The 24,265-nt window shown below is 41.7% G+C and carries 14 protein-coding genes; 12 read left to right on the top strand and 2 right to left on the bottom strand.

Translation table 11 applies throughout. From position 1 onward, the window contains the following. The first annotated feature begins 2 nt into the window (after window positions 1-2). Both mmsB and AC1D7X_RS23185 read left to right on the top strand, forming a co-directional pair. On the top strand, window positions 3-1,166 hold the full coding sequence (mmsB, locus tag AC1D7X_RS23190; RefSeq protein ID WP_495458552.1) for a multiple monosaccharide ABC transporter permease: 1,164 nt from the start codon (window positions 3-5) through the stop codon (window positions 1,164-1,166). A gap of 235 nt (window positions 1,167-1,401) precedes the next feature. After that, window positions 1,402-3,792 (top strand): Ig-like domain-containing protein, encoded by a 2,391-nt coding sequence (locus tag AC1D7X_RS23185; RefSeq protein ID WP_495476190.1) that lies wholly within the window; start codon window positions 1,402-1,404, stop codon window positions 3,790-3,792. A 188-nt stretch (window positions 3,793-3,980) separates the two neighbouring features. Here the strand turns inward: AC1D7X_RS23185 and AC1D7X_RS23180 are convergent, their stop codons facing one another. Both AC1D7X_RS23180 and AC1D7X_RS23175 read right to left on the bottom strand, forming a co-directional pair. Further along, window positions 3,981-5,723, bottom strand: coding sequence for a hypothetical protein (locus AC1D7X_RS23180; protein WP_495476189.1), 1,743 nt, complete (start codon window positions 5,721-5,723; stop codon window positions 3,981-3,983). A gap of 24 nt (window positions 5,724-5,747) precedes the next feature. Next, a complete protein-coding gene (locus AC1D7X_RS23175) occupies window positions 5,748-6,674 on the bottom strand; it encodes a hypothetical protein (protein ID WP_495476188.1) in 927 nt (308 codons plus the stop codon). A 397-nt stretch (window positions 6,675-7,071) separates the two neighbouring features. Between AC1D7X_RS23175 and AC1D7X_RS23170 the strand changes: the two genes are divergently transcribed. From AC1D7X_RS23170 to AC1D7X_RS23125, 10 genes are all read left to right on the top strand, one after another. Then, on the top strand, window positions 7,072-8,871 hold the full coding sequence (locus AC1D7X_RS23170; protein WP_495476187.1) for a vWA domain-containing protein: 1,800 nt from the start codon (window positions 7,072-7,074) through the stop codon (window positions 8,869-8,871). Window positions 8,872-9,272: 401 nt separating this feature from the next. Continuing rightward, a complete protein-coding gene (locus AC1D7X_RS23165) occupies window positions 9,273-12,662 on the top strand; it encodes a tubulin-like doman-containing protein (protein ID WP_495458557.1) in 3,390 nt (1,129 codons plus the stop codon). A gap of 2 nt (window positions 12,663-12,664) precedes the next feature. After that, complete coding sequence (locus tag AC1D7X_RS23160; RefSeq protein WP_495458558.1) at window positions 12,665-15,244, top strand: transcription initiation factor TFIID; 2,580 nt, start codon at window positions 12,665-12,667, stop codon at window positions 15,242-15,244. Between the two features lie 39 nt (window positions 15,245-15,283). After that, the gene (locus tag AC1D7X_RS23155; protein ID WP_495458559.1) at window positions 15,284-16,558 is read left to right on the top strand and encodes a vWA domain-containing protein; all 1,275 of its coding nucleotides are present in this window, start codon (window positions 15,284-15,286) and stop codon (window positions 16,556-16,558) included. Window positions 16,559-16,578: 20 nt separating this feature from the next. Further along, window positions 16,579-17,214, top strand: a complete 636-nt coding sequence (locus tag AC1D7X_RS23150) for a beta-mannanase (RefSeq protein ID WP_495476186.1) — start codon at window positions 16,579-16,581, stop codon at window positions 17,212-17,214. A 345-nt stretch (window positions 17,215-17,559) separates the two neighbouring features. Continuing rightward, complete coding sequence (locus AC1D7X_RS23145) at window positions 17,560-18,819, top strand: hypothetical protein (RefSeq protein WP_495458561.1); 1,260 nt, start codon at window positions 17,560-17,562, stop codon at window positions 18,817-18,819. Beyond that, a complete protein-coding gene (locus AC1D7X_RS23140) occupies window positions 18,819-21,998 on the top strand; it encodes a GAP1-N2 domain-containing protein (protein ID WP_495476185.1) in 3,180 nt (1,059 codons plus the stop codon). Before AC1D7X_RS23145 ends, AC1D7X_RS23140 begins: the two co-directional genes overlap by 1 nt. A gap of 132 nt (window positions 21,999-22,130) precedes the next feature. Continuing rightward, window positions 22,131-22,649 (top strand): peptide-methionine (S)-S-oxide reductase MsrA, encoded by a 519-nt coding sequence (gene msrA, locus AC1D7X_RS23135; RefSeq protein WP_495458563.1) that lies wholly within the window; start codon window positions 22,131-22,133, stop codon window positions 22,647-22,649. A gap of 277 nt (window positions 22,650-22,926) precedes the next feature. Then, window positions 22,927-24,057 carry a tyrosine-type recombinase/integrase gene (locus tag AC1D7X_RS23130; protein ID WP_495476184.1) on the top strand — a complete coding sequence of 377 codons (1,131 nt, stop codon included), beginning with the start codon at window positions 22,927-22,929 and terminating at the stop codon, window positions 24,055-24,057. Between the two features lie 134 nt (window positions 24,058-24,191). After that, window positions 24,192-24,265: histidine phosphatase family protein (locus AC1D7X_RS23125; protein ID WP_495476202.1), on the top strand; the 74-nt coding region annotated here is incomplete at its 3' end.

Here is a 24,265-nt window from a genome sequence, read left to right as displayed (position 1 = left end):
GCATGGGAGCCATAAGTAAACTTTTCAAAAAAAATATACGTCAATACGGCATGATTATCGCACTTGTGTTTATATCTATTTTCTTTCAGATCCTTACAGACGGTATCTTACTTAAACCACTTAACGTGACCAACTTGATTCTGCAGAACAGTTACATTCTAGTACTAGCTATTGGGATGGTGTTAGTCATTATTACCGGTCATATTGACCTTTCAGTCGGATCGGTAGCTGCCTTCATTGGGGCACTATCAGCAATCATGATGGTGAATATGCAGATGAACCCCATTCTTGCAGTCATTCTGTCTCTCTTAATGGGTGCACTTGTGGGTGCTTGGCAAGGCTTCTGGGTCGCTTATGTCAAAATACCAGCGTTCATTGTCACCCTAGCAGGGATGTTACTGTTCCGCGGTCTCACAATGATCGTACTGAATGGGCAGTCGATTGCTCCTTTCCCCAAATCTTTTCAAAAGATTAGCTCCGGATTCATTCCCGATTTCTTTCATGGAAGTACCATCAACCTACTTACGATGGTGATCGGTGTTATTCTATCGATTCTGGTTATATATCAGGAATACAAGAACCGTAAGGTTCAAAGTAGATATGGATTTGATCAGTCTTCTGTCTGGCTATCCGTCGCTAAGGTTGGTGCGCTTGTCGTACTAATTAATTTATTTACCTACGTATTGGCGCAATATAACGGAATTCCTAACATTCTCGTAATCTTGCTAGTTCTTATTGTGATCTACTCCTTCGTTATGAATCGGATGACCATGGGTCGTCAAATCTATGCTCTTGGTGGTAATGAGAAGGCAGCAAGTCTATCTGGTGTCAAAACGAAACGTGTCACCTTCTGGGTATTTGTGAATATGGGTGTCATGGCTGCATTATCGGGATTGCTATTTGCGGCACGTCTCAATTCGGCAACTCCCAAAGCAGGTGTGAACTTCGAACTTGATGCGATCGCGGCCTGTTTCATTGGTGGGGCTTCCGCTTCTGGAGGGATTGGAACGGTTGTAGGTGCCATCATTGGGGGCCTTGTAATGGGGGTCATGAATAATGGGATGTCTCTGGTTGGCCTGGGTGTAGATTGGCAGCAAGGAATTAAGGGGTTAGTCCTATTGCTCGCTGTTGGATTTGATATTTATAATAAGTCGAAAACGGCATAATTGAAATAACCCAGTCGGTATTTCTAATGAAATAATGGGTATATAAAGGCTCTTCCCAATGATGATCATGGGAGGGGTCATTTTCTAGATGAGAGATAGTAATTCTTTCTTAAATGGGGAAGTGAAAAACATAAATTTCTAAAGTGAATGATCGAAAACCTAATGTTTATGTCTTCATTTGCCGATATTTGAAGTAATAAGGCGATTTTAAAATGAGAACTGGAGGGAAACAACATTGATTATTAGATTCAAAAAATCATTATTAATGTCATTAATTTTAATTGTTAGTTTGGCTAGTGCAGGTACGACTTGGGCAGCAACAGCGGTATTAGACAAAATTGTGCTATCTAAGAATGAAATATCCATGGAAATTGGGTCAACATCGTCATTAACGACAACAGCTGTGTACGACGACGATACAAAGAAAGATGTAACGTTATTCACCACATGGTCGAGTCCTGATGATTCCATTGCAGCGATTTATAATGGTATGGTAACAGCTAAGAAGGAAGGTACCATCACTGCAACGGCAACGTATGGTGGTGAGACTGAAACCATTAAGGTAATTGTTACGAAAAAGGTTAAATCTTTAACGAAGAATGTGCAAAGTCTCGATCTTCGTAAAGGCGACAGTGAGCAAATTACACTAGAAGCTACTTATGCGGATACTGCAGTGACGGAGACTGTTACTGACAAAGCAGATTGGTCTTCAAGTAACAATGAAGTTGCAACGGTCGTTAATGGTAAAGTACAAGCTCTTGGCGCAGGTGTAACAACGGTTAAAGCTTCTTACGGAAACCAGGTCATTACAGTAGAAGTGAACGTAGAAATAGTGAAACGACTTGATCTAGATGTAAGTTCAGTATCCCTATTGATGAAGGATCCTAAAGATTCACAAACCGTTAAATTAACTGCGACATATCCTAATGGTGATCCTAAAGATGTGACAGCAGATGCGGAATGGACTACGAGTAACGAGAAGGTTGCTGACGTACTCAAAGGTAAGATTACAGCCTACGGTGCAGGAACAGCTACAATAACAGCTAGTTATGGCACCAAAACCATCACCCTTGAGGTTGATGTAGACAAGACTCGTAAATTAGTCGTTGATAAAACGAATGTTTTCTTAAGTGTTATAGATTCAACTAAATCAGAGAGTCAGTTGTTATTGACAGCTATTTTCCCTGATAATACATCACCTGTTGATATTACTAGTCTAGCGACATGGACGACTAGCAATGCGTCTGTGGCGTATGTAAATAAAGGACTTATCTATGCTGAAGGAACTGGATCAGCAACGATTACGGGGCAATACGGTGATAAGAGTGTAACCGTTCAGGTTGATGTTGATGTTCCTCGTAATCTAGATATCGTTGAAAAAGTAGGAATGAGTGTTGGACAGACGAAGGAATTAGAGCTTAATGCAGCATACGGGGATGTATCGACTAGAACCAACGTGGCAGACAAAGCGGTATGGAGCTCAAGTGATGCTGCTGTAGCCTATGTATCGTACGGTAAGATTACAGCTTACAAAATGGGTGAAGCAACGATTACAGCAACGTATGGTGGACTAACGGTTACAACAAAGGTTAGCGTAGATATTCCTACTTCGATCTCATTGGATTCCAAGTTAATTGATATTAAAGTAGAGAATCCATATCAAGCTAGCCTTGTAGCGGTGTATGACGTAACGGATCATTCAAAAGATGTTGATCTTACAAGTAAAGCCGAGTGGAGCACGCTTGATGAGAAGATTGCTAAAGTCAACAGCGATGGACTTATCACAGGGGTAGCAACGGGTTCCACGACGATTACAGCATTGTATAATAATACGAAGTACACTATGAAAGTAAATGTTGGATTAGTAAGTGAGCTTGAATCAGATTCTAGTCTTATTATCTTGAGTTCTGGTGAGAGCAAGTCAATCGTCCTTGCTGCAAAAGATTCATCGAGTAATGATGAACCGATTACGGCAGCTGATGTGGCTTGGAAATCAAGTAACCCAGCTATAGCAAGTGTGAAAGATGGTGTAGTAAAAGGTTACAGTAAGGGTAAAGCGACCATTACAGCAGAATATGGTGGCAAAAAAGTAACGATTGCAGTAGAAGTTGATGTCATTAAAAGCATTGAAGCAACACATCAATCTCTTTCCTTGAAAACAGGATCACAGGGACCAAAAACAGATCAGATCAACGTAACTGTTACATTAAGTGATGGAACAACGAAGGATGTTACTAGTCTTGCTGAATGGAAGACAGGTAATTATAAAATAGCAACTGTGAATAAAGGAAAAGTCTCTGTCGTAGCTTACGGTAAGACAAAAATTACGGCTAAATACGCAGGGAAAACGATAAGTATTCCAGTGGATGTTGATACATTGAAATATCTACAGACGGATGAAGTTAGCCTGAACTTGAAAGTGAAGGATGAGGTTAGTGTGATTGCCACAGCGACCTATGCTGATGGAAGCGAAGATAATGTTTCTAAGGCAGCGTTATGGACTTCATCGAAAATTCTAGCGGTGACGGTTAAAGATGGTAAGATCAAAGCTACTGGTAAAGGAAAGGCAACGATTACTGTAAGTTATGGCGGTAAGAAAACAAAAGTGGTTGTCGTTGTAGAATAAATACGATTCAATAGAAAAGAGTCGGTGTCTGTTAAATACAGACACCAACTCTTTTTTTGTAAAAATATTAGAATTTATAAGTATTTCTGCTTATAAATAATCTTATATTTCAACGCTAAACGTTTCTTCGCCGCTAAAGGACGGCGAGGCCGTTTATGCTTGTTTCTATGTCAGAGATGTTGAAACGGTTATTCTACAGTCTCTACTTCAAACACAGGTACGGATATTAATTCATCCTGAACATAAATATCCTCATACCCATTAAACAATCCCGTTAAGGAAACTAATCCCTCGTAAAAGTTAAAGCTACCTGTGAGTTTAATATAACTGTCACCCATCGTAGCAAAGGCTTCGGCATATCCAGGTTGGATAATGGTCGTGTGAAATTTCACCTTTTCATTTGGATGTAGTAATAAATCCTCGACAGAGATATCAATGAAATCTTGCTGGACACCCACAAATTGATAACTATCCCCGGAGCGTTGGTACATAGCCACTTGTCCAGTGCCTTCTTCCGTGTCTGGATTAATCATGATTAACATGCCATTTGAATCCACTTGATAAGCATCTGCATGTAGCTGAAATAAGGTGACCATGGTATTAGATTGCACCTCGAGAGCTGTATAGCGTGCCTTACGTGAGTCGGATTGTTCCGTGATCAGAATTACAGGAAGTTGTTTCGAACTGAGGGAGCTCTCAATGGATAGGTCTTGAATCGATCCATCCTTTTGAAATTCCTGGTTAGTTAAGATCTGTACATTATTCTCACTATCCAATGTTCCAAAGTAAATGATATTCCGCTCATCTGTCGCAAGCACGTCTGTAATAGAGCCGAAACGTTTACTACCAGAACTCACATGTTCAAATACACGTGTTGGGTCACCATTCTGCAGGATCCGGATTGGATCATGGATATTCCAAGCGAGTTGCGCTTCCTTCACCTCGAGAGTTGTGTCCTTGTAATCTTTAATTCCCATGTATATGGCAATGGCCTTCTCAAACTCTGCTCTGGATAGGTGACGTTTCGCAGTCTTCATCCATGTATTTATCTGTTTCTCAATGTAAGTCTCCACAGTAGACTTGAAAGATATACTATGAACAAAGTTCATATAATTCTTCGCATGTGTCACGAATACGGAATAGCTGTCATTCTTTGCGTCATTCACCAAGAATGTTCTAACAAGATCATCGGATTGATCGGTAATCCAGTCTGCTTGTACATCGTGAGCCTTATATTGCTGTAACATAGCGGCAGATTCATCTAAAAGATCCTGAAATTGGCCATTTGCTGCCATTCGAGCCATTTTGCGATCATCATAGGCCTTCAATTTCGCATAGATTTGCGTAATCTTCTGTTTCTCATCACCATAGAATACATTCGGTATAGTTAATAAATTCCACTTAAAGGACTCGTCCTTATATAGATTGTTCTCAAGATTATGCTCCATTTGCTCATTAAAAAGGGTTTTAGAGTTATGGAAGTATTGGGTGAAGTCTTCGGAAATTTCATATTTAGCAGATAACTGGCGATAATAGGGTTCATAGGGGATATCCCCCTTCATATAATCACTTCGAACAGCTTGTAAGCGGGTATACACAGACATTAGTTGATCGAAATCTTTGATATCGTTCGCACGCTCAGCCTGACTATCAATCTGGCTAAGTTGAATGTTAATATCTGTAATCGGTGCCAATTCCCGTAATCGGGAAGAGATTAGTTGTTCCTTATATCGTATCGATTGATTTTGTTGAGCTTTATTATACCAGGCTTCCGCTTCAATCAGATCCTTAAGATCATACAGGCGATTGGCCTCGGTGACCGATGTAATCTTCTCCTGAATGTGATATCCCTTCATTCCAATTAGAATAAGCATGGCCGCACAGCACAATATGAGAAAATTTCGCAGGGTTATCCATCTTACCATCGTCATAGTCTTATAGCCTCTCTAACTTTCTTATTGAAAATCAGAATCCCATTCATATTGCTCTTGACGGATGAGAGCTACTTCATTAGCCAAATTGCCCCATGAAGCATTTGGACGCTGTTGAATCATTCTGTACAATCGTAAGAAACGATCTTTGGGAATGTGTCTTGCATAACGTCGAATAAATTCAGGATAAGCCTCTACATATTTCTGTAATCGAATGGCAGCGCCAGCAACACTTGATAGGATGTCCATCCCATTCCCCATTTGGAGTATATGAGGTTCATAGGTAAGAATATAATGAATGGAGCTGTTCTTAATTAGGTCTCGCTGTACCTTGGCCACTTCACCGATGTAGGATGCCAAATCGGTATCGAAACTCTTTATAAGTAAGGGTTCCACTACTAAATCCATATCCTTACGTAGTACAAAGGATTGAAGAAGGACCACTTGCTGTAGACGTATTTTATCATTATGTACGAGGGTACTAATCTCCCGTAACATAACATACGTAAGGAGTTCATCTTCCTTTAATGCGGCAACAGCAGTCTTTCGATTATATTTTAAATCCTCTAGAATCTGTGGTTGTTCTTCTTCAAATATTCTCTCCATTTCCAAAGGAACTTCGGAAGGAAGCATTCTATTCTGAAGGAACCACAGGAGAGCAATGAGTAGGATGACCGCTCCGGCACAAAGGATCATTTGTAGAGAAGTCTGACCGAAGTAAATCCCGATTAATCCAATTAAAAATGCGATAAGTCGTTGGTTTACCATGGTACGTTTAACTTTAGAGGTTGCGCGTTGACGAATAGAAATGAGTGTAGCTTTGCCGCAATGGGCACATTCCTCTTCCCACAGCACGGTGAAATGCTGACAATGACGGCATACTCTTAACTTTTCATACGCATAACGCGTCTTTATATAGGGTTTAAAAGTTACAGCTCTCTTTTTAGTCATGGCGCTCACCCTCATGGTTTATTAGGGACAAAAGCTTCATATCTAGTTCATCGGAAGAAGGGGTATATTTACGGTGTTTCATATATACAGATGACTTGATAGCAATAAAAAGAATCAAAACGCCTAAACAAACGTATGTAATCATGATCGGATTCCCTTCTTGTTTAGTATAAGCCAGCATTTTTCCATGATACATTGAACTTTGAAAGGTTTAATTATATCATAATGTCATACTAATGGTAGAATTTAGACAAAGTAGCGGCATAAACTTAATACTTCTAGGCAAATATTTTAATGTATGTTAAGGGTTTCTTAAGAGGTTCTTAAGACTTTTCACCTAGAGTGGAATAGATGAGCATCCTACTCGTACTTCATCTCATAATAAAGGGGTATAACTATGCTTCAAAGAAATCAACTCACACTCCGTATATTGGTAGTCATGTCGATATTATTACTACCATTCTCGTATGTATTTAGAATACAGGAAGTTGCAGCTGCAGATCAGTCTTCACATATTGATGCCATGTTAGTCGTAGATGCAAGTAATTCTATGAAGAAAAGTGATCCTAACAAAATAGGTAACGAAGCGATGAAAATGTTCATTGATATGTTATCTGTTCAAGGGGACAAGGTTGGAGTTATCTCGTATACGGATCAGATCCAGCGAGAGAAAGCGCTGCTTGAGATTCAATCAGCTGCGGATAAAGAAGATTTGAAGAAATTCATAGATCAGCTCGATCGTGGAGCCTATACGGATACAGCTATCGGAATAAAGGAAGCTGTTAAAGTATTGCAACAAGGATCCGATGCTAGTCATGAACCCATGATCGTACTACTAGCCGATGGAAACAATGATCTTAACGAGGCTACTGGCCGAACAGATCAACAATCGGCACAAGAGTTAGATCAAGCGATTGTCGATGCCAATAAAAGTGGTATTCCAGTATATACCATTGGTCTGAATGCGGACGGTAAATTAAACAAGGATGCTTTAGCTGAGATTGCTGAGAAAACAGGAGGTAAGGCGTTTTCCACAAATACAGCGGATGATTTACCGCAGATATTAAGTGAAATATTTGCGAGTCATCAGAAACTTAAGATTGTTCCAATACAGTCGATGACAGGGGACGGAAGCTTTCAAGATGTAACGATTAATGTCCCCAATGATAATGTACTGGAAGCTAATATTTCTATCATGTCAGCCCAATCCGTAGAAGTCAAATTAACAGATCCGACAGGAGCGAGCAAGTCCATTCCTGCCAAAGATATTCTTTATTCCAAATCCAAAAGTTATACGTTACTTAAGCTAATAAGTCCAGTAAAAGGGGATTGGAAGCTTCAAGTGAAAGGTGTAGCTAAGGACAAAATCGATATTAATCTAGTGTTCAATTATGATATTGAACTTACGATGGATCCTCTTCCAAGTAGCACGTATAAAAAGGGTGATAAGATCGATATCACAACTTATTTTACAAGTAATGGTCAAAGGTTACAAAATAGCACCCTTTATAAGAATATGAATGCTAGGCTAGTGGTGAAAGATATGGATACGGGTGCGACAGAAGAAGTAGCACTGTCTAGTCCAGGAGATCAGTTCAAGGGGACCTATAAGGTTATCGATGCACATGATTATGAACTCACAGTCATCGCGGAAGATAAAAGCCTTTATCGGGAATCCCCTGTCGTGAAGATTAGTGCTAAGAAGGGTGGAGCCACTGCTACAACTCCAAGTAAGACAACTCCTGTAACAGAGGACGAGAAGAAGGATTCGTTCCCCGTCATGCCCGTAGTTCTTGGGGCGATTGGACTTATAGCGGTCCTTGCAGCAGCATACTTCATTCTTGCAGCTGTGAAGAAAGCCAATAAAGGCTTTGTCGGCCAAATGATCATCGAGATTCGAGATGAGAATACCGGTGAGAAGACGCATCCGCAATATAAGAAATTGAATGGCTTCAAAGGAAAGATCACTCTCCATCAGTTGTTACAGTTAGCACCAGAACTGAAGGAAACAGAGAAGATCCTTTTCATCCCAAGTAAGAATGATCGAATCATGATCAAGAATGGATCAACCGTGAACATTGAGAAGTCAGGACGCGTTATTGATGCTAGTAACGGATATGAATTAAAAGGCGGAGATCGCATTACCCTTTCTCTACAAAGTGTAGATAAGACGATCATGTTGGAATATCTAGTGTGAGTATAAGATCGAAATGTTTAATGGAGCAACAAACATTAGGATTGCGTATGTCCGCTACGATGACGGATTGTCCTTACGATCGCTGTTGCCCTTAGAATTCCTGATTATATAAAACCCTTTTAGAGGTAGAATTCGAACGTCAAAGCATATGCTTTCGAAGTAGTTTTCCTACGGAAAACTTGTAGGCGAACGCTAGCGCTTCTACAAGACAATTCCGTCCTCTTCGCTACTTCTACGCGATCCATAAGTTTTCCGCAAGTATTAAGGATTTTGAGCTTAAATAGATGGGTTGTAGTATAAAAGACCAAGAATATGCTTACGAAGTGAGTTTTACTTCGTAAAACTTAAGATAATGCTTACGAAGCAAGCTTTACTTCGTAAAGCTTTTAGGGGGAAATACAATGAAGCCAGTGGTTAGGGAACATATTCAGCAATTGGACGTTTCATTAGGTGGGGGGATTGTCAGCGATAAGATCCGCGTGGATACGATTGATAATCCAATCCTCATTATTGGGCTTGGAGGTACTGGTATTGATGCATTGCTACGACTGAAATATCAGATTAATCGTAGATTTAAGCTGCCGGAAGATCCATTGTCCAAGAAGAAACGTGATAAACCGGATAATGTGGAGTTCTTAGCTTTTGAGACGAACGAACAAGATCGTGGGAAGAAGTATAAGGGTGTTGGACTCGATCCAATCAATGAGTTCGTGTTACTCTCGAATGCGGAGATCGGTGGATTGCTACAAAATCGTAGTGTTCTAGAACCCTATATTACGGATTGGTTATCTCCTGAGATGAGTATTACAGATGGTATGAATGGGGCTGCAGGGGTTCGTCAAGCAGGACGTTTACTACTATTTACGAAGATCAATCAAGTTGTTCAGGCTATTGATAAGAAGATTAAGACGTTGTCTGTTGGTACCAATAAGAAACTCATGGTGTTTATGCTTACGGGATTATCTGGGGGTACCGGTAGTGGTTGTTTCTTGGATATCGCCTATATTGTGAGAGGTATTATTGAACGTGACCATGGTTCAGCAGGGATTGACCGTGTGAACACACTCGGTTATTTGTTTACACCAGATATTAACTTGGCCAATAAGAGCTTGAGTGAACATACGCGTGAATATATCAAAAAGAATGGATATGCCGCTCTGAAAGAGCTGGATTATTGGATGAATGTGGACAGCCGTGGGGAACGATTCCAGCAACGTTATGGGAATATTCTGACGGTTAACTCGCCACTTCCACCTTTTAATCTATGCCATTTGATCTCAGCAACGAATACCGAAGGCAAGCTACTAGAGAATGCTTATGACTACTGTATGAATGTAACGGCTGAGAACATTACGAACTTTATGGCTAGTGAAGAGAAGGCGTCGGGCGAAGAGTTCGCCATTCATGACTATATTAGTAACATTAGTACGAATATTGCACAGATGAACAAGATGTATCCAGCGAACTACGATTATAATATTATCGGTGCTTCCTCTGCGGTATTACCGATTGAAGAGATGACGACGTATCTAGCATTTCGGTTGTTTGGTAAGATGGAGAAAATGTTCGAGAAAGCGCCGAGTCAAGACGATGTGGAGACTTTTGCCCGTAAGTTAGGGATTGACCTTGATACGATGGTGAAGACTTTCGAATCTCGCGTACCTGAGCCACTTCCAGGGTATGAGAATAGTGAGCGCATGAGTTATAGCAATGTCGTGAAGAATCAGGTTATTAGTATGGATACAGAACTTGAACAGAATTTCTTGGCTCGTGCTCGTGAAGAGTATATTAAAGCTAAGAAGCAGCTACCAGGTGAGATTGTAGGACAGTTCACGGATCAGATTCGCCGAATATTCCTACATCCAGAACAAGGGCCATTCTATGTTTCAAGACTGATTTATACGGAAAAAGGCTTCAGCCTACTCAAAATGTTACTCTCCTATATCGAGACATTGCGAGAGAACCTACATCGGATTCCAAGAGATATTGAAGTTGCAAGAGAGCAAGCTGACGATAGACTCGGTGATGCTAAGAGTGCATTTGTGTCCAAAGATAAGAAGAAGAATATCTATATCGAAGCGAAGATTAATGAATATTGGCTTCAAGCAGATGTTGAACGTACAGAGCAGATGATCGAGTTCTATGAAGATTTATATGAGCTATTAAACAATGAGAATACGCGCATTTATAACGTATATACCGAAATATTGAATGCATTGAATGCTATTTTTGAGAAAAATGGTGAAATCCTGATTAAAGGTGACGAGCAGGCCGATCATAAGGGCAACAAAACATACTATTGGAACCTTGTGAGTGTGCCAGACATTTCGAAAGTCATTGGTAAAATGATGGAAAGTAAAGATGTGGATGATCTTATACGTGATTTCACGTTGGAATTGTTGAATCATTCGAATCAATGGGTTAGAGAACAAGAAGTAGACATCGTAAGTTCGATCTCGGAGTTTCTTGGAGATAAATTCGGTGATCTGATTACGCAGTCGATGGAGGATTTCTTGATCATGAAATTCGGTCACGAGGAGTCTATCGAGAAATTTGTTGAGCGTAATATCGCAAGTAAGTTGGATGAGGAAGCTGTTCCTGTGTTCCACCTGAGTAATAGTTCAGGCAATCTATATTTCCCTTCATGGGGATTTGTATCTGTCCCTGTTGGGGCACCAAGCATTCTTAAAGGAATTCGCAATTACCAGGATAACTCCATTGGGAAATCCCATTTCACTGTAAAAGAGAGCCAAGTGAAGAACCGTATTTTCTGGTTAAATACAAAGAATGGTGTGCCGTTGTTCGTCTATACACCCCTTAAAGTATATGAAGAAAGTTATGAACGAACGATTCTAGATAAAGAAGGTATTGGACGCCACTTGGTACAGACAGATAAAGCGAACTGGACCTACCTTCCTTCACCAATTCCAGAGAGATCTTGGGGCGATACGTATCTGAATACGCGTGTTCAATCCTACAATGCTCGTGTTCGTTCTGAATTCACTAAGGCACTGTCGCTGAAAGTAATTATTGAGAAAGACATCGATCATAATACAAGTAATCGATTCGCTGTCGTCATGACGAAACCGTTCGATCTGAATGATTACCTTCGTGGATACGATCTGCAACTAGATTCGGCTAAACCTAATCTTGGGGAAGTAAAGCGTGCTCTGATTGATTTGAAACGTATCCTTGTACAGGGACTTGAGAAGGTATCTAGTAAAGATATATTCGGTAGTATTTCAGAAGATTTAGCGAAAGAAAACTTAATTCGTACGCCTGAACTTATTACGCGTGTACGAGAAGAGTTAGCTAAGTATGCTATCATTAGCGCAAAAGCTACTGAATTCGAACAATTAATGAACCAGCACCAAGACGAAGAGAAATGGCTTGATCAATTCATTGAAGTACTATATACAGAGACTATTACGAAAAAGGGTGCGCTCTACGTCTATGATCGTGATCCTGAGGAAGAAACATGGGAACCTTTTGCTAATCTGATGAAGAGTCATAATTATGTTGAGTTCGAAGTGTTCGGGCACTTCCATAATCTTGATGAGAAAAGTAAGAGCACATTGTTGCGTAAAGCAGCACGTCGAGGTACGGAACTAACAGCATCAGAAGACATTACCGCTCTAATCACGAAGTTAGATGAATTGTATGAAGTTTTCCTTAACGGTCGGGATCAGTTGGAATATGAGAAGATCGAACTGGCAAATGGAGAAGAAACGTATCAATTCTACAAACAGATGTTATCTAAATTAAACGATATTCGAAGAAAGTTGAAATAATCATGAAGGAACTACTAGAAAAGTACGCTACGGAATATGCCATTGCAGAAGAGAAGCTTGATGGACGAGAAGATGATCAGAGCAGCATTCACTACCCTGCTGTGTTTGTGTTTCTCGGAGACAAAGTGTCTGATGCGATTGAACCTATTATGGCCATTCATGATAAGAAATGGGACAATAGCGCGGGTGTAATGTACGTACACATTGCTTCCGAGGGTCAGAAAGAGAGTGACCATAGCGATAAAAATGATAGTTCCGTTAGTTCCCTGAGTTCTTCGGGTGATCTATCATCAGGTTATCGTTCTGGCTCTCTGTCGGGCACTGATCGTGAAGGCGTACTTACTCATCCGCGTCTGACTCGGTTCGAACTACCTCGGCCAACAGAGATGGGTGCAAGTTCTATCACTAGTGAAGGCACCTGTACTGCAAGTGGAAGTACAAGTACAAATGCAATTCCCAATGTAGGTGCACATACAGGTGTAAGTCCAAATATAGGTGGTGCTAAGAGCTTACGTAAAGATCAATATAAGAGCTTTTATGAGAATGAACACCATTTATTTGAGTTGAATCGGACTTTACGAAAGGTTAGTCATAACATAGCGGATTTCGGTCGAATGTATTCTTCCTTCGATCGAATCCATCTTACTTTCATTACGCGGGTCGATGACCCGCTTAATGTGTTCTTACCGGAAATATCGTTATTAACCAAATCCATCTTTAGCCAGTCTTTTAAGTCTGTGCAGATGGATTTGTATGGGTTAATTAGCGAGAAAGAGGTCGAAGCTTTCGGATACAGTCATTCGGTAGGTGTAGCTTTTCTTCGTGAACTCGAATACATGCAACAAAATGACTTTACATTCTCAGCCAATCTTCATGTTACCGAGGATGGGATATCGATTCCTGTGACGCATGCACCGTCTCCACTTTTTGAATTGGTATATTTATTGTCCGATAAGAATGAACGTGGGATTTCCTCATTCGATGAAATGCAGGACAACTACGAGATTATCTGTCACGTCAATTTGCTGAAAAACCGTAAGCTGAAGGATGTTCAGCATCAATCAAGCAATCGGAACTATAATAACATGTCTTTTAAAAGTAATATCAAGTCAGATTCAGGTCGGGAAGGGTTCGTATCTGCGGGGTTCTCCAAAGTGAAACGTCCCAACCAATCGATTGCACTGACGGTGTTGTACCATTTCTATAAACAAATGGTTACTCGCATGAAGACGGGTATTCAGTTAACCAATAAAGAAAAATTAGCATTCTTCGGGATTGATTCGCAGGCAATATCTAATAGCGTAAAAGCGACGATGCCAGATGAAAGTAAGCTAGAAGAGATGACTGGTATTATGATGCATCAGACAAGCTTTCATTCGTTGAAACGGATGTCGCTTCGTGAAGCGGAATATGAGCTGTATGGTGAGGGATGCGAGGCGTATTTCCGTGACAATTATGTTAAAGAAATTCAAGCTCGCTTAGAACATGTTCAGACAGGTGAGGAATTGTCGCAAGCGGTTAAGAAACAAATCCTTGATCGACCGCAGATTGAATTCTTCCAAGTAGCGGAATGGAGCGATGATGCAGGTCAATCGGGAAGTGTGATGGAGGATTTACGAGGCACTATTCGTGACACAACGAATGAGCTACAATCAGCGAAGGCCGAGCTTGAGCAATGTTACCAGGGAATAGTGGAGGAACAATCTTTCTCCCGACTGCCACTTATGGATAAGCATAATTTGCGAAGCTTTATTCGATTTTTCCTCGATGCAATATATCGAAGAAAACTTTATATTTTACAATTAGAAACCGAGCTTAAGTTACATCAGCGTGTGGAAGCCGAGCTGGGTCGCATGCATAAGCATTATAAACAGCAAGTGGATCAGATGGAGAGACTGGAAGGCACCTTACGTGCTGCAGCTCTGGAGAGCATTCGTACCGCGGATGACTATATTGGGCAGAATATTATGGAGTACTACGAAGTTGTGACCGAGGATGTTGTACGAGAGATTGAGGCGAAGCGTGGTACGTCAGTCTTTTTCGAAGATCGATATCTGGGGAGTGTGACGCAACTACTGGATGCCGGATTGGACCAATTGGTAGCGAAACTCATTCACATCTGTCGTAATCATATCCTAACTGCAGAACCTTTTGCACAGACTTTTGAAGAGGAATTGTTACGCCGTGCTAATGTCACGATAGATTATAGTAACACTCAAGTATTGTCTAAAGATGAGTTATTTAAGAAATTATATCGAACTTTGGAGGACCATGCTGCGATTAATGTGCGGTTGTTGGATTACACGCAGGAACATCGCTATGAAGAGAAATATTTCTTTGGAGATTCAGAGAGCGAATTTATTCGCTACTCGCTTGAGGCTGATGATACATCGCGTATCTATAAACTGGGTTATGTTCATGAGCAGCGGAGTAGCGGAGTTGAGAAGTTGAATTTAATGGGTGGGTTCCATATTGAGGACCTCATGTATTATCGGAATGGTAAAATGTATTATGAAACTTACCTAGAGAACGGCTATGAATTCCATGGCCTGGATCCGAATCTACTTCCCGAGCTTCGCTAATTGAACGATAATAATTCATGTTGAAAAGGTGGTTGGAAAATGCAACGAAAAATAAATCTTCTCATGCTGTTGTTCAGCCTTATTGGTGGTGTCATTGGTTGCGTAATAGGAGAAGTTATACTGGGCCGTTATTATGGAGAATTACCAAGTATCATCGTGGTAGGGTTATATTGTGGAGTTGTTGCTTTATGTATCGTTCTCATGTGTCTTATTGCTGAGATGATTGATCCTCGTTTAAATGGTCCCTCTTGGAGACAACGGTATGTTAGTTCTTCATGGAAACTACTTGTACCTGCAACGTTAGGACTGTTATTCGTGCTGGGACTTATACTTGAACTTCTGTATGGATTGAATATAGGAAGCGTTAAACCTGTTAAAGATATTGTACTCGTAATCGATAATTCTGGTAGCATGCGGGAGACGGATCCGAACAATGGACGTTATGAAGCGGCTAAGAGTCTTATAGGACAAATGGATAAAGATAAACGAGTAGCTATCGTTGAGTTCAGTGATGATGCGAAGTTGGTACAGCCTTTTGTTTTAGTAGATAGCCCCGCGGTTAAACGCCAGGTTTCTACAACTATTGATACGCTTGAAGCAGGCAATGGTGGAACCGATATTGCTCGTGCACTTCAGGAATCGATGCTACACATTAACGGCACATCAGATGGTGAACGCGGAACGATGGTTATCCTTCTCTCGGACGGTTTCAGTGACATCGATTTGAATACCGAACTTGTTGATTACGAACAGCAGGGTGTCGTCATTAATACGGTTGGCATGAGTGCCGTCAACTCGGATGGTTCGAGATTACTTAATGAGATTGCTAATCGAACTCATGGAGAGTTTATCGACGTAGATAATGTAGATAATCTATCCTTCGCATTTCAACGATTATATGACAAAATCGGAGATCGCACGCTCATCACAGAACGGACGGGATCGACACAAGACAACACCTACTATGCAGTGTTAAGGATTGTGTCCATTATCCTAATAGGTGCAGCCATTGGAGTATCTCTCGGTCTAGTATTTGATAACCGCTATCTGGCGCGGAGCTTCGGTATTGGGGGGAGCCTAGCTGGGATCCTTGCAGGGATCGTGTTAGAATTTGGGTTGTCAGGACAATCACCGGAAGATAGTCTGATCCGTTTATTGGCCTGTCTTATCATAGCGGGTATCATTGCTATCTTTACATTAGTTGTACCTGTGAAAGAAAATGGCCGTATACAAGAAGGTAGACATCGACCCGGACATGCGGGCGTAATTACAGATGGAAATGAGCGAAAGAAGAATAGTAGTAAAGGATTTTAGTCGTAAGGGGGTAAGTGGGTATGCAATATATCCATGCGGATATAGACACGCCAATCATACGTGAACTGGTACATCAAATGGACGAAGATCGCTGTATCCTAAGATGGCGTTGGCCTGAAGGTGTTCAGGCAGTCTACATACATCGTGCTGCATCGGATGAAGCCTTGTTGGAACAACCAGCAATCCATAGCCTAAAGCTGTACACTAGAGATGAGTATAAGGCGAACAATGGATACCATGAGCGAGTTCAGGGCATTGGTGGCAGGGTGTATACGGTGTTTGCATGTTCAATGGATCATGGTGAACCCGTTCTCATTGTTCAGGAGGATGGACAGAATCGTAAAGCCATCAGTACCGGAAGAGCGCGGATTAAATATTCGATTAAGCAGAAGCATGGATTATTCCAGAAAAATAAAACCATTCAAATGCGGGTGACCACAGAAGTCCCCGTGGCAAAAGACGTTCTATGCTACGTGAAGAAACAGGGTAGTTATCCATCTAATAAGTCAGATGGAACCGTGTATCCTTTCGTGCAACATTTCGAAGCAGGCAAGACCATCCTGCCCGCAATCGAGGTAGGCAAGAACGACTTCGTCCGTATATTCTTCACTGACGGCCCTACGTACGGCCAGTTGTACGAGTTAATGCCGGAGTAGGGAAGAAAGCAGAGTAGTGATGTAATAAGTAAAGTATTGTATCTGTAAATTGACCGGAATAAGCGAAGCATGAAGGTCCATGCTTTTAAGGAAATGACGACGTAAGTTTTGAGAGGTATGTTTACTGAGAATAATGGCTAATGCTGGCTGCAGCGAAGGGAGCGGAATTGTTCTGTAGAAGCGTTAGCGTTCGCCTTTGACCTCGGATTTCTACCGCTAAGAGCGGTATATAATCAAGAAATCCGAGGTCAACAGCGATCGTAAGAACAATCCGTTACCGTAGCGCCACCCATCCACACCATTATCTTCAGTCACAAGAGGCTCACAACTTTAAGGAGGAAGCATATGGGGATTTTCGATATGTTCAAAAAGAAACCACAAGCGGAACCGAAGCCGCTGTTCTATGATATTGTATGTCCGTATTGTTTCGAGAAATTCACGCCAGAAGCTGTCGTATTTCGTGCGGCGCATCATCGTGAAGATGACGAGAATTATGCATTAGGGGAAGATGATGAATTGAATCGATACCGCGAGCGCTTCGGACTTGACACGGTAGATGACATTGAAGCGATCATCCATCCGAATGACATTCCAGAGGAACATCAGATCTATTCAGATAATGTTCTAGTTGGGCTAAACGACCGTTATGGTGTGCTTACCCGTAGAAGACTGTGCCCGAAGTGTCACAATGAGTTGCCTGTTACTTCTGGTAAAGTACCGAGTAATATTATCTCCATCGTGGGTGCATCGCAAGTGGGCAAGTCCGTGTATATGACGGCCCTGATTCATACGCTACAGAATACAACAGCGGATCATTTCGATGCGGCTTGTATGCCATTGAATGCGGAGATTAGCCGTAAGTTCCGAACGATGTACGAAGAACCATTGTTTGAACGTGGCGATCTGCTAGCTTCTACGCAAAAAGAGAAGATGCAAGAGCCATTTATTTTTCAATTTGTATTTAAAGATGAGACCAAGCCACCACTTACCCTTGTATTCTTTGATGTAGCGGGTGAGGGTATGGTCGATCAAGATTATTTAGGTCTACATGGTCAGCATATTAAGAATTCATCGGGAATTCTGTTCATGGTTGATCCATTACAAATACGCTCGATCCGCGAGAAGATTCGAATTAAATTCGGAGATACCGAAGGCGGATGGGTGTCCCAATATGATGAGCCGCGTGATGTGGTGCTCACGATGTTCGGAGACTTCATTGCCTATGAAGATAAAGGGAAGACGGATATTCCAACCGCTGTCGTTCTGACGAAGAGCGATATGTTACATTCGTTGAAGGACGAAGAGGGCGAGTATATCAAGTCGAATAGTAATGTTTTTAATAATATGATTCATCGTAAATGGCTTAATTTGACGGAGTTCGAGAATATTGACGGGGAAATCCGCCATTTCATAGAGAAGGTCGATCGGCCGTTTAAAGGAACGATGGATGTGTATTTCTCCAATACAGCGTATTTCGCAGTGTCAGCACTGGGTAGTAACCCCGTTGACCAGAAGTTACAAGGAGTGGCAAGTCCGGTTCGGGTGGATGAACCGTTCATATGGCTACTCTATCAACTAATGTATATTGAGGGGAGAGAGGAATAGTGGAGAACACGACTCCCCAACCTATTCAACAGCAGCTATATACTCGGGAGCGGCGAGGGATCTTTCGATCAACGGAAGGATTCGATACGATCGCAAGATCGAAGGGGTTAGATCATTCTTTTATCAAAAAAACACTTCATCCTTTCTGCGCATACGATGCACCAGCTGAATTGTATGCACGTGGTGAGAAAGATGAGACTGTGTACCCCGATGCGTTGCATCTGTATCATACGGATAACGGTCAGACGATTATTGGACGTAGTGTGTATCAATCGGCAGATTTCACGGGACTTCGGAGTGCCTTTTTTACACATAACTATATTATTCCTAGCGAGCGTTCAGACGAGGTTTTATGGGATTATTCAGCATGGCTACATGCGGATTTCGCTGAAACATATGATATTGAACAAGGGTTGGATATACCTGAGTTAATCGAGGTACCTGTTAAGGGGTCAATTAGATCTGTGAATGCAGCGAGCATTCTTGCCAGTCTAAATATCGATGAGAAGATGTTCAAGCAACTATTGATCGCAGTGATGATAGCTACTACAGGTAAGAAAAAAGTATATATCGCGCTAGATGTACCAGCTGAACAGATATCCACAGTTGCGAAGCAACTACTTGAAGTGATATATGCCAGTATACCGTATGCTTTTCGCAAGTTACTGGGGTTCTTAACGTATGCTAATGAGCCTCAGAGTAAAAAAGGAATTCATATCATGTTCGTCGAGAGAGGGAGTCTTCGCCCGGGCGATCGAAATGTCGAGAAGGACTTCACATTTGATCTTGTGTCGAAGCGGGTGCTGAATGTCGATATCGACCCCTCGAAACAGCCCTATTTAGATTTCGCTTGGAGTAATCTAGGTCGTCCCAATCGTGCAGAGAGTTTCTATCAGTTCGCTGATGAGATGCTGGCAGATATGGATATGATGCGGAGAACAGCCATTTCTAGCTACAATGAGTTGTCTATCTTTTATCAGATTGAGGAAGGCAATGAATCACTGTTTGTAAATAATAAAGGAACCATATTACGTGGATTATTGGAGTATATGCCAACACCAGATGCGTTATCTAGTAAAGTGCGTTTGAATGATATTTTCCTCGCGCGATTTGATCAAGAGTTCGATGCTATTAAGCAGGGGCAGTTGCCAGATCTCGTTATTGTGGAAGCATTTAAGGACTATTACCGTGTCTGCGGTAAGCATAATGAAGCCAAAATTGTTAAATATCTCATGGTCGCCATTAGCCATGCTATCTCGTCGAAGCGCAAAGAGGCGATCTCTTCCTTTTATAAGGTGATCGAGAGTAATCCGCGTCTGAGTAAGGCTTTTTTCGATATGGTATTAAGCAGTGGTTTCACGAAGCAACTATTTGAACCGTATATACTAGAGAAGTATATGAAAGCATCTAGAGTTAGTGATGTTATGCAATTGGTTGGGGTATGGGGTAAGAACCATCCTGTGGTAACTCGAAACATCTATTTCGTTGATCTAGCGAAGTCCCAACTACTAGCGAAGTTACGTAATGAGTCGGACCCGGTGACCGCTGTCAATAATCTGTTGGAGCAGCAACGGAAACTCGAAAGAGAGTGGGAAATTCCACAAGGACCCGGTACGCTGATTCCTGATTTCGAGTTAATGGACCAACTTGCTTACGTGGTGAATCTCTTTTTATTAACAGAGCTAGATTTGGGTGTATTGACGAAACAACAGCTATTAAATATTAAATTTCTAAAAGAACGCAAAGAAGTAAAGTCATGGGCGGCTAAATTTGATGCTCGAATTAAGTCTCAAGCGGCAGTCATGTTGGCAGCCTATGCATGGTTCAGTTATGACCATCCTGACGAGAGCGTATTTGATGGACTCAGCCCCATGGAGCTAGATCGTGTACAACAAATGGGTTGTCGTTGGTTAGAAGATCAGGTTATACCTGAGCAATTCAGTCATTTGGCGCTGGCTTTCTATCAAGGTGGACAAGCTGGAGTCAATTACTCGGGACTGCTGAATTTTATTCGGAGACATGCTAAAGATCATGAAGTTGTATATCAATTCATTCAATGGTCTGCGGGACAGCATATGTTCACTGGAGAAAGAGGTCTTATTCCGGCGTATGCTTCAGCTATTCTTTCTTATTTTAAAAATTATGATAGAGAAGCCTTTAAGAAGAAGGATCTAGTGAAGAAGTACTTTCACGCTGCGAAACCTAAACTTAAATCCGTATATGCCAAAGTTGAAATTGAGTTGTCTACACCTTTCGTTAAATTCATTCGCCGCAATCGTAAACAGTTGATTCGTACTTCTGTATTTGCAGGAATTTTACTTGTCGTCGTGGTTGGTGGCCTATTCGGACTCAAAGCAGCGGGTGTATTTGATAAAGAACCGGAGATTGTTGCGACTCCAACGCCTCCAGTTGTGCCTGAGGTTATCTCGGATGATATCGTAGTGTATGCAGAACCGGTGAAATCTGCGGAGGGTACTGTAGAAGATAGTCAGCTTGTCTTCTTGTTCAAGGATGCCGGCACTTGTGAGGCTTTTGATGCTAGCAGTATTACACTGGCGTCAACGGATGGTACTAATCCAGAGGTTCTGGAAGGCTTAACGCCTGAAGTCAAATGTGAAGTAGGGGTAGATCCAGACACAAGTGTTGATGATAATAGTACCGCTGTACCGGATGCTGGGACGGCAACGAGTACTGAGGACGTAGGTGCTGGGGATGCCAATAAGGTGTCTGATCCATCTGGATCTGGAGATGTAGGTAAAGAAGCAGATACAGCAGATCAGAGTGCTGGAGATACAGCTAAGGATGTAGATACAGCTAGTAAGGAACCAGGAGATACAAGTAAGACTGATGATACAACAGATCAAGTAACCGGAGATACCGATAAGGACGCTGTGGCTACAGGTAAAGACTCAGAACCAACGGGGGATGGGGTTACAGGTAAGGGATCTGAGACTACGGATAAGGTAGACGGGGTTACAGGAACCAAGGGTACTACTGGTTCAGTAGAAGGAACGACGGAAACAGAGAAACCTACACCTACCTTAAACTTAGCGGATTACAAGAACTCGGTTACAGTGGCCATACCAGATTTCGCGACGGATAAATTGATTGGTAGAGATATTATGATAGGCACAGAGTCTTTCAAACTAATAGAGAAACCTACGTTGTTAGGACAGTAGATGTTAAAGTTCTGTGGTAAGGACAGTGGATGTAAAGTCCTCAGATGAAAGATTTCAGCCTTTGTGGTCTGATTTCTTCAAGCATTCGCTCAAACCTCACGTAGATAAGACAACAGAGAGGATGTAAGGAACATGGAGAAAGCAACGTTTGCTGGAGGATGCTTCTGGTGTATGGTTACACCTTTTGAGGAATTACCGGGTATTCATGGCATTGTATCTGGATACATCGGAGGTACAACAGTGAACCCAACCTATGAAGAGGTTAAAAAAGGAACGACAGGTCATTATGAAGCGGTGCAGATCACATTTGATCCAGCCCTTTTTCCATATGAACAGTTGCTTGAACTCTACTGGCCACAGATCGATCCCACCGATGCTGGTGGGCAGTTCCAAGATCGAGGAACACAGTATCGCACAGCGATCTTCTATCATAATGAAGAACAACATGCAGCTGCACTTGCGTCTAAAGAGCAGGTAGCTACAAGTGCTAGATTCAGTGGTCCAATTGTGACGGAGATTATCCCAGCCGTAACGTTCTACGAAGCAGAGGAATATCATCAGGACTATCACCATAAGAATCCCAAGCATTATAAGGAAGACCGCGAACAATCGGGGAGAGATCCTTTTATTGCGAAGCATTGGGGTGTGTAGGTAGGGTGCTTGGATAAATAAGAGATTAAAAAGATAATAATATGAAACCATTTCAAACCAATGGACTTGCGGTAGCACCGGAAGGCAGATTGCTCTAATGAGCGATCTGTCTTTTTTTTGAAGTATTAAGAGGTACATGTTCCACACACTACACATTTATTACATTTCTCGAAGAGGCGGTTACCTCGCTAGCCTAACCACCTAAAGGACGACAAAACTGATTGCTTTGTTCAAGTTTGTGAGGGTGGAACATATCAATGAATTGGAGGATAATGGAATGAGTGGAGCGAATGTATATTCATCAAGTCAATATGTTATGTTGGATTGCGCCGAGAATGGTGATGTGATTGTAAAAACGCCATATATTGAGGATTGGATTAAGCGGATTAGAAGTGTTCCCGGTCGGAAATGGAATGCCGCTGATAAATGCTGGGTGATTCCTGGGACGAAATCAGCCATTCTATTACTGTGTAATGTATTGAGGGAAATGCCTGTAGAGTTGAGAAACACTCAATTGGGAGAGCAGTTTCCAGAACTATTACAGCTTCAATCCGGGGATGAGAAGGCTGCATTGCAAAGACTGAGTGAGAGCTTAAAATTGAAAGGATATAGCCTCAAGACTCAAAAAGCATATATCGGTCACGCTGAACGCTATTTACGAACGCTACCGATTCCGTTAAGAGATGCTGAATTTAAGCATACACGGGAGTATTTACTGAATCTGTACGAAGAGTCTCGATCATCTTCTTATGTGAACCAAGCGGTAAGCGCTCTTCGGTTCTGGCATGTTACGGTATTAGGACGTAGTGATTTGAAACAATGGATTAGGCCAAAGCGACAAAAGAAACTTCCCGTGGTCCTTTCTACAAGTGAAGTAGCTAGATTGCTGAAGTCCGTGGAACATGTAAAACACCGTACTTTACTAGCATTGATCTATTCCTCTGGTATACGAATAGGTGAAGCTGTACGTTTAACCAAACAGGACATCGACCCTGAACGTAAAACCATTCATATTCGTCAGGGAAAGGGAGCTAAGGATCGATTCACAGTTCTCTCTACTGCAGCTTATACGCTACTACAGCATTACATGGATAATCAACCTATAGTCGGTTATTTGTTTCCTGGAGGGAAGGGTCTTGATCATCACCTATCGGAACGTTCTGTGCAACATGTATTTGAGAAAGCCATACAGAAGGCAGGAATAACTAAGCCCGCAACAGTTCACACATTACGGCATTCTTTTGCGACTCACTTACTTGAGAATGGCACAGATCTTCGCTATATTCAGGAACTGCTAGGTCACGCAAGCTCTAAGACAACCGAAATCTACACTCATGTCAGCATCAAAGATATCCGTCGCATCCAGAGCCCACTGGATCGTATGACAGATCTTGTAGAAGACGAGTAGCTTCGTCTATCACACTACGAGAGGTATATATACGAATTCACCTATCTAGCTGTAGAGGAGGGATAGATGAGTTCGTAGATTAGTAGTTATCAGAAAGATCAGCAAATCTATTTTAAACATTGAAGGAGCACTATATGGCGACTATAGCACTGATAAGGCATGGTAGCACCAGTTGGAATAAAGAAGGACGAGCACAGGGTAACTCTGA

The organism is Paenibacillus sp. Y568 (assembly GCF_059445545.1).
This window is presented reverse-complemented; position numbering and strand designations above follow the sequence as displayed.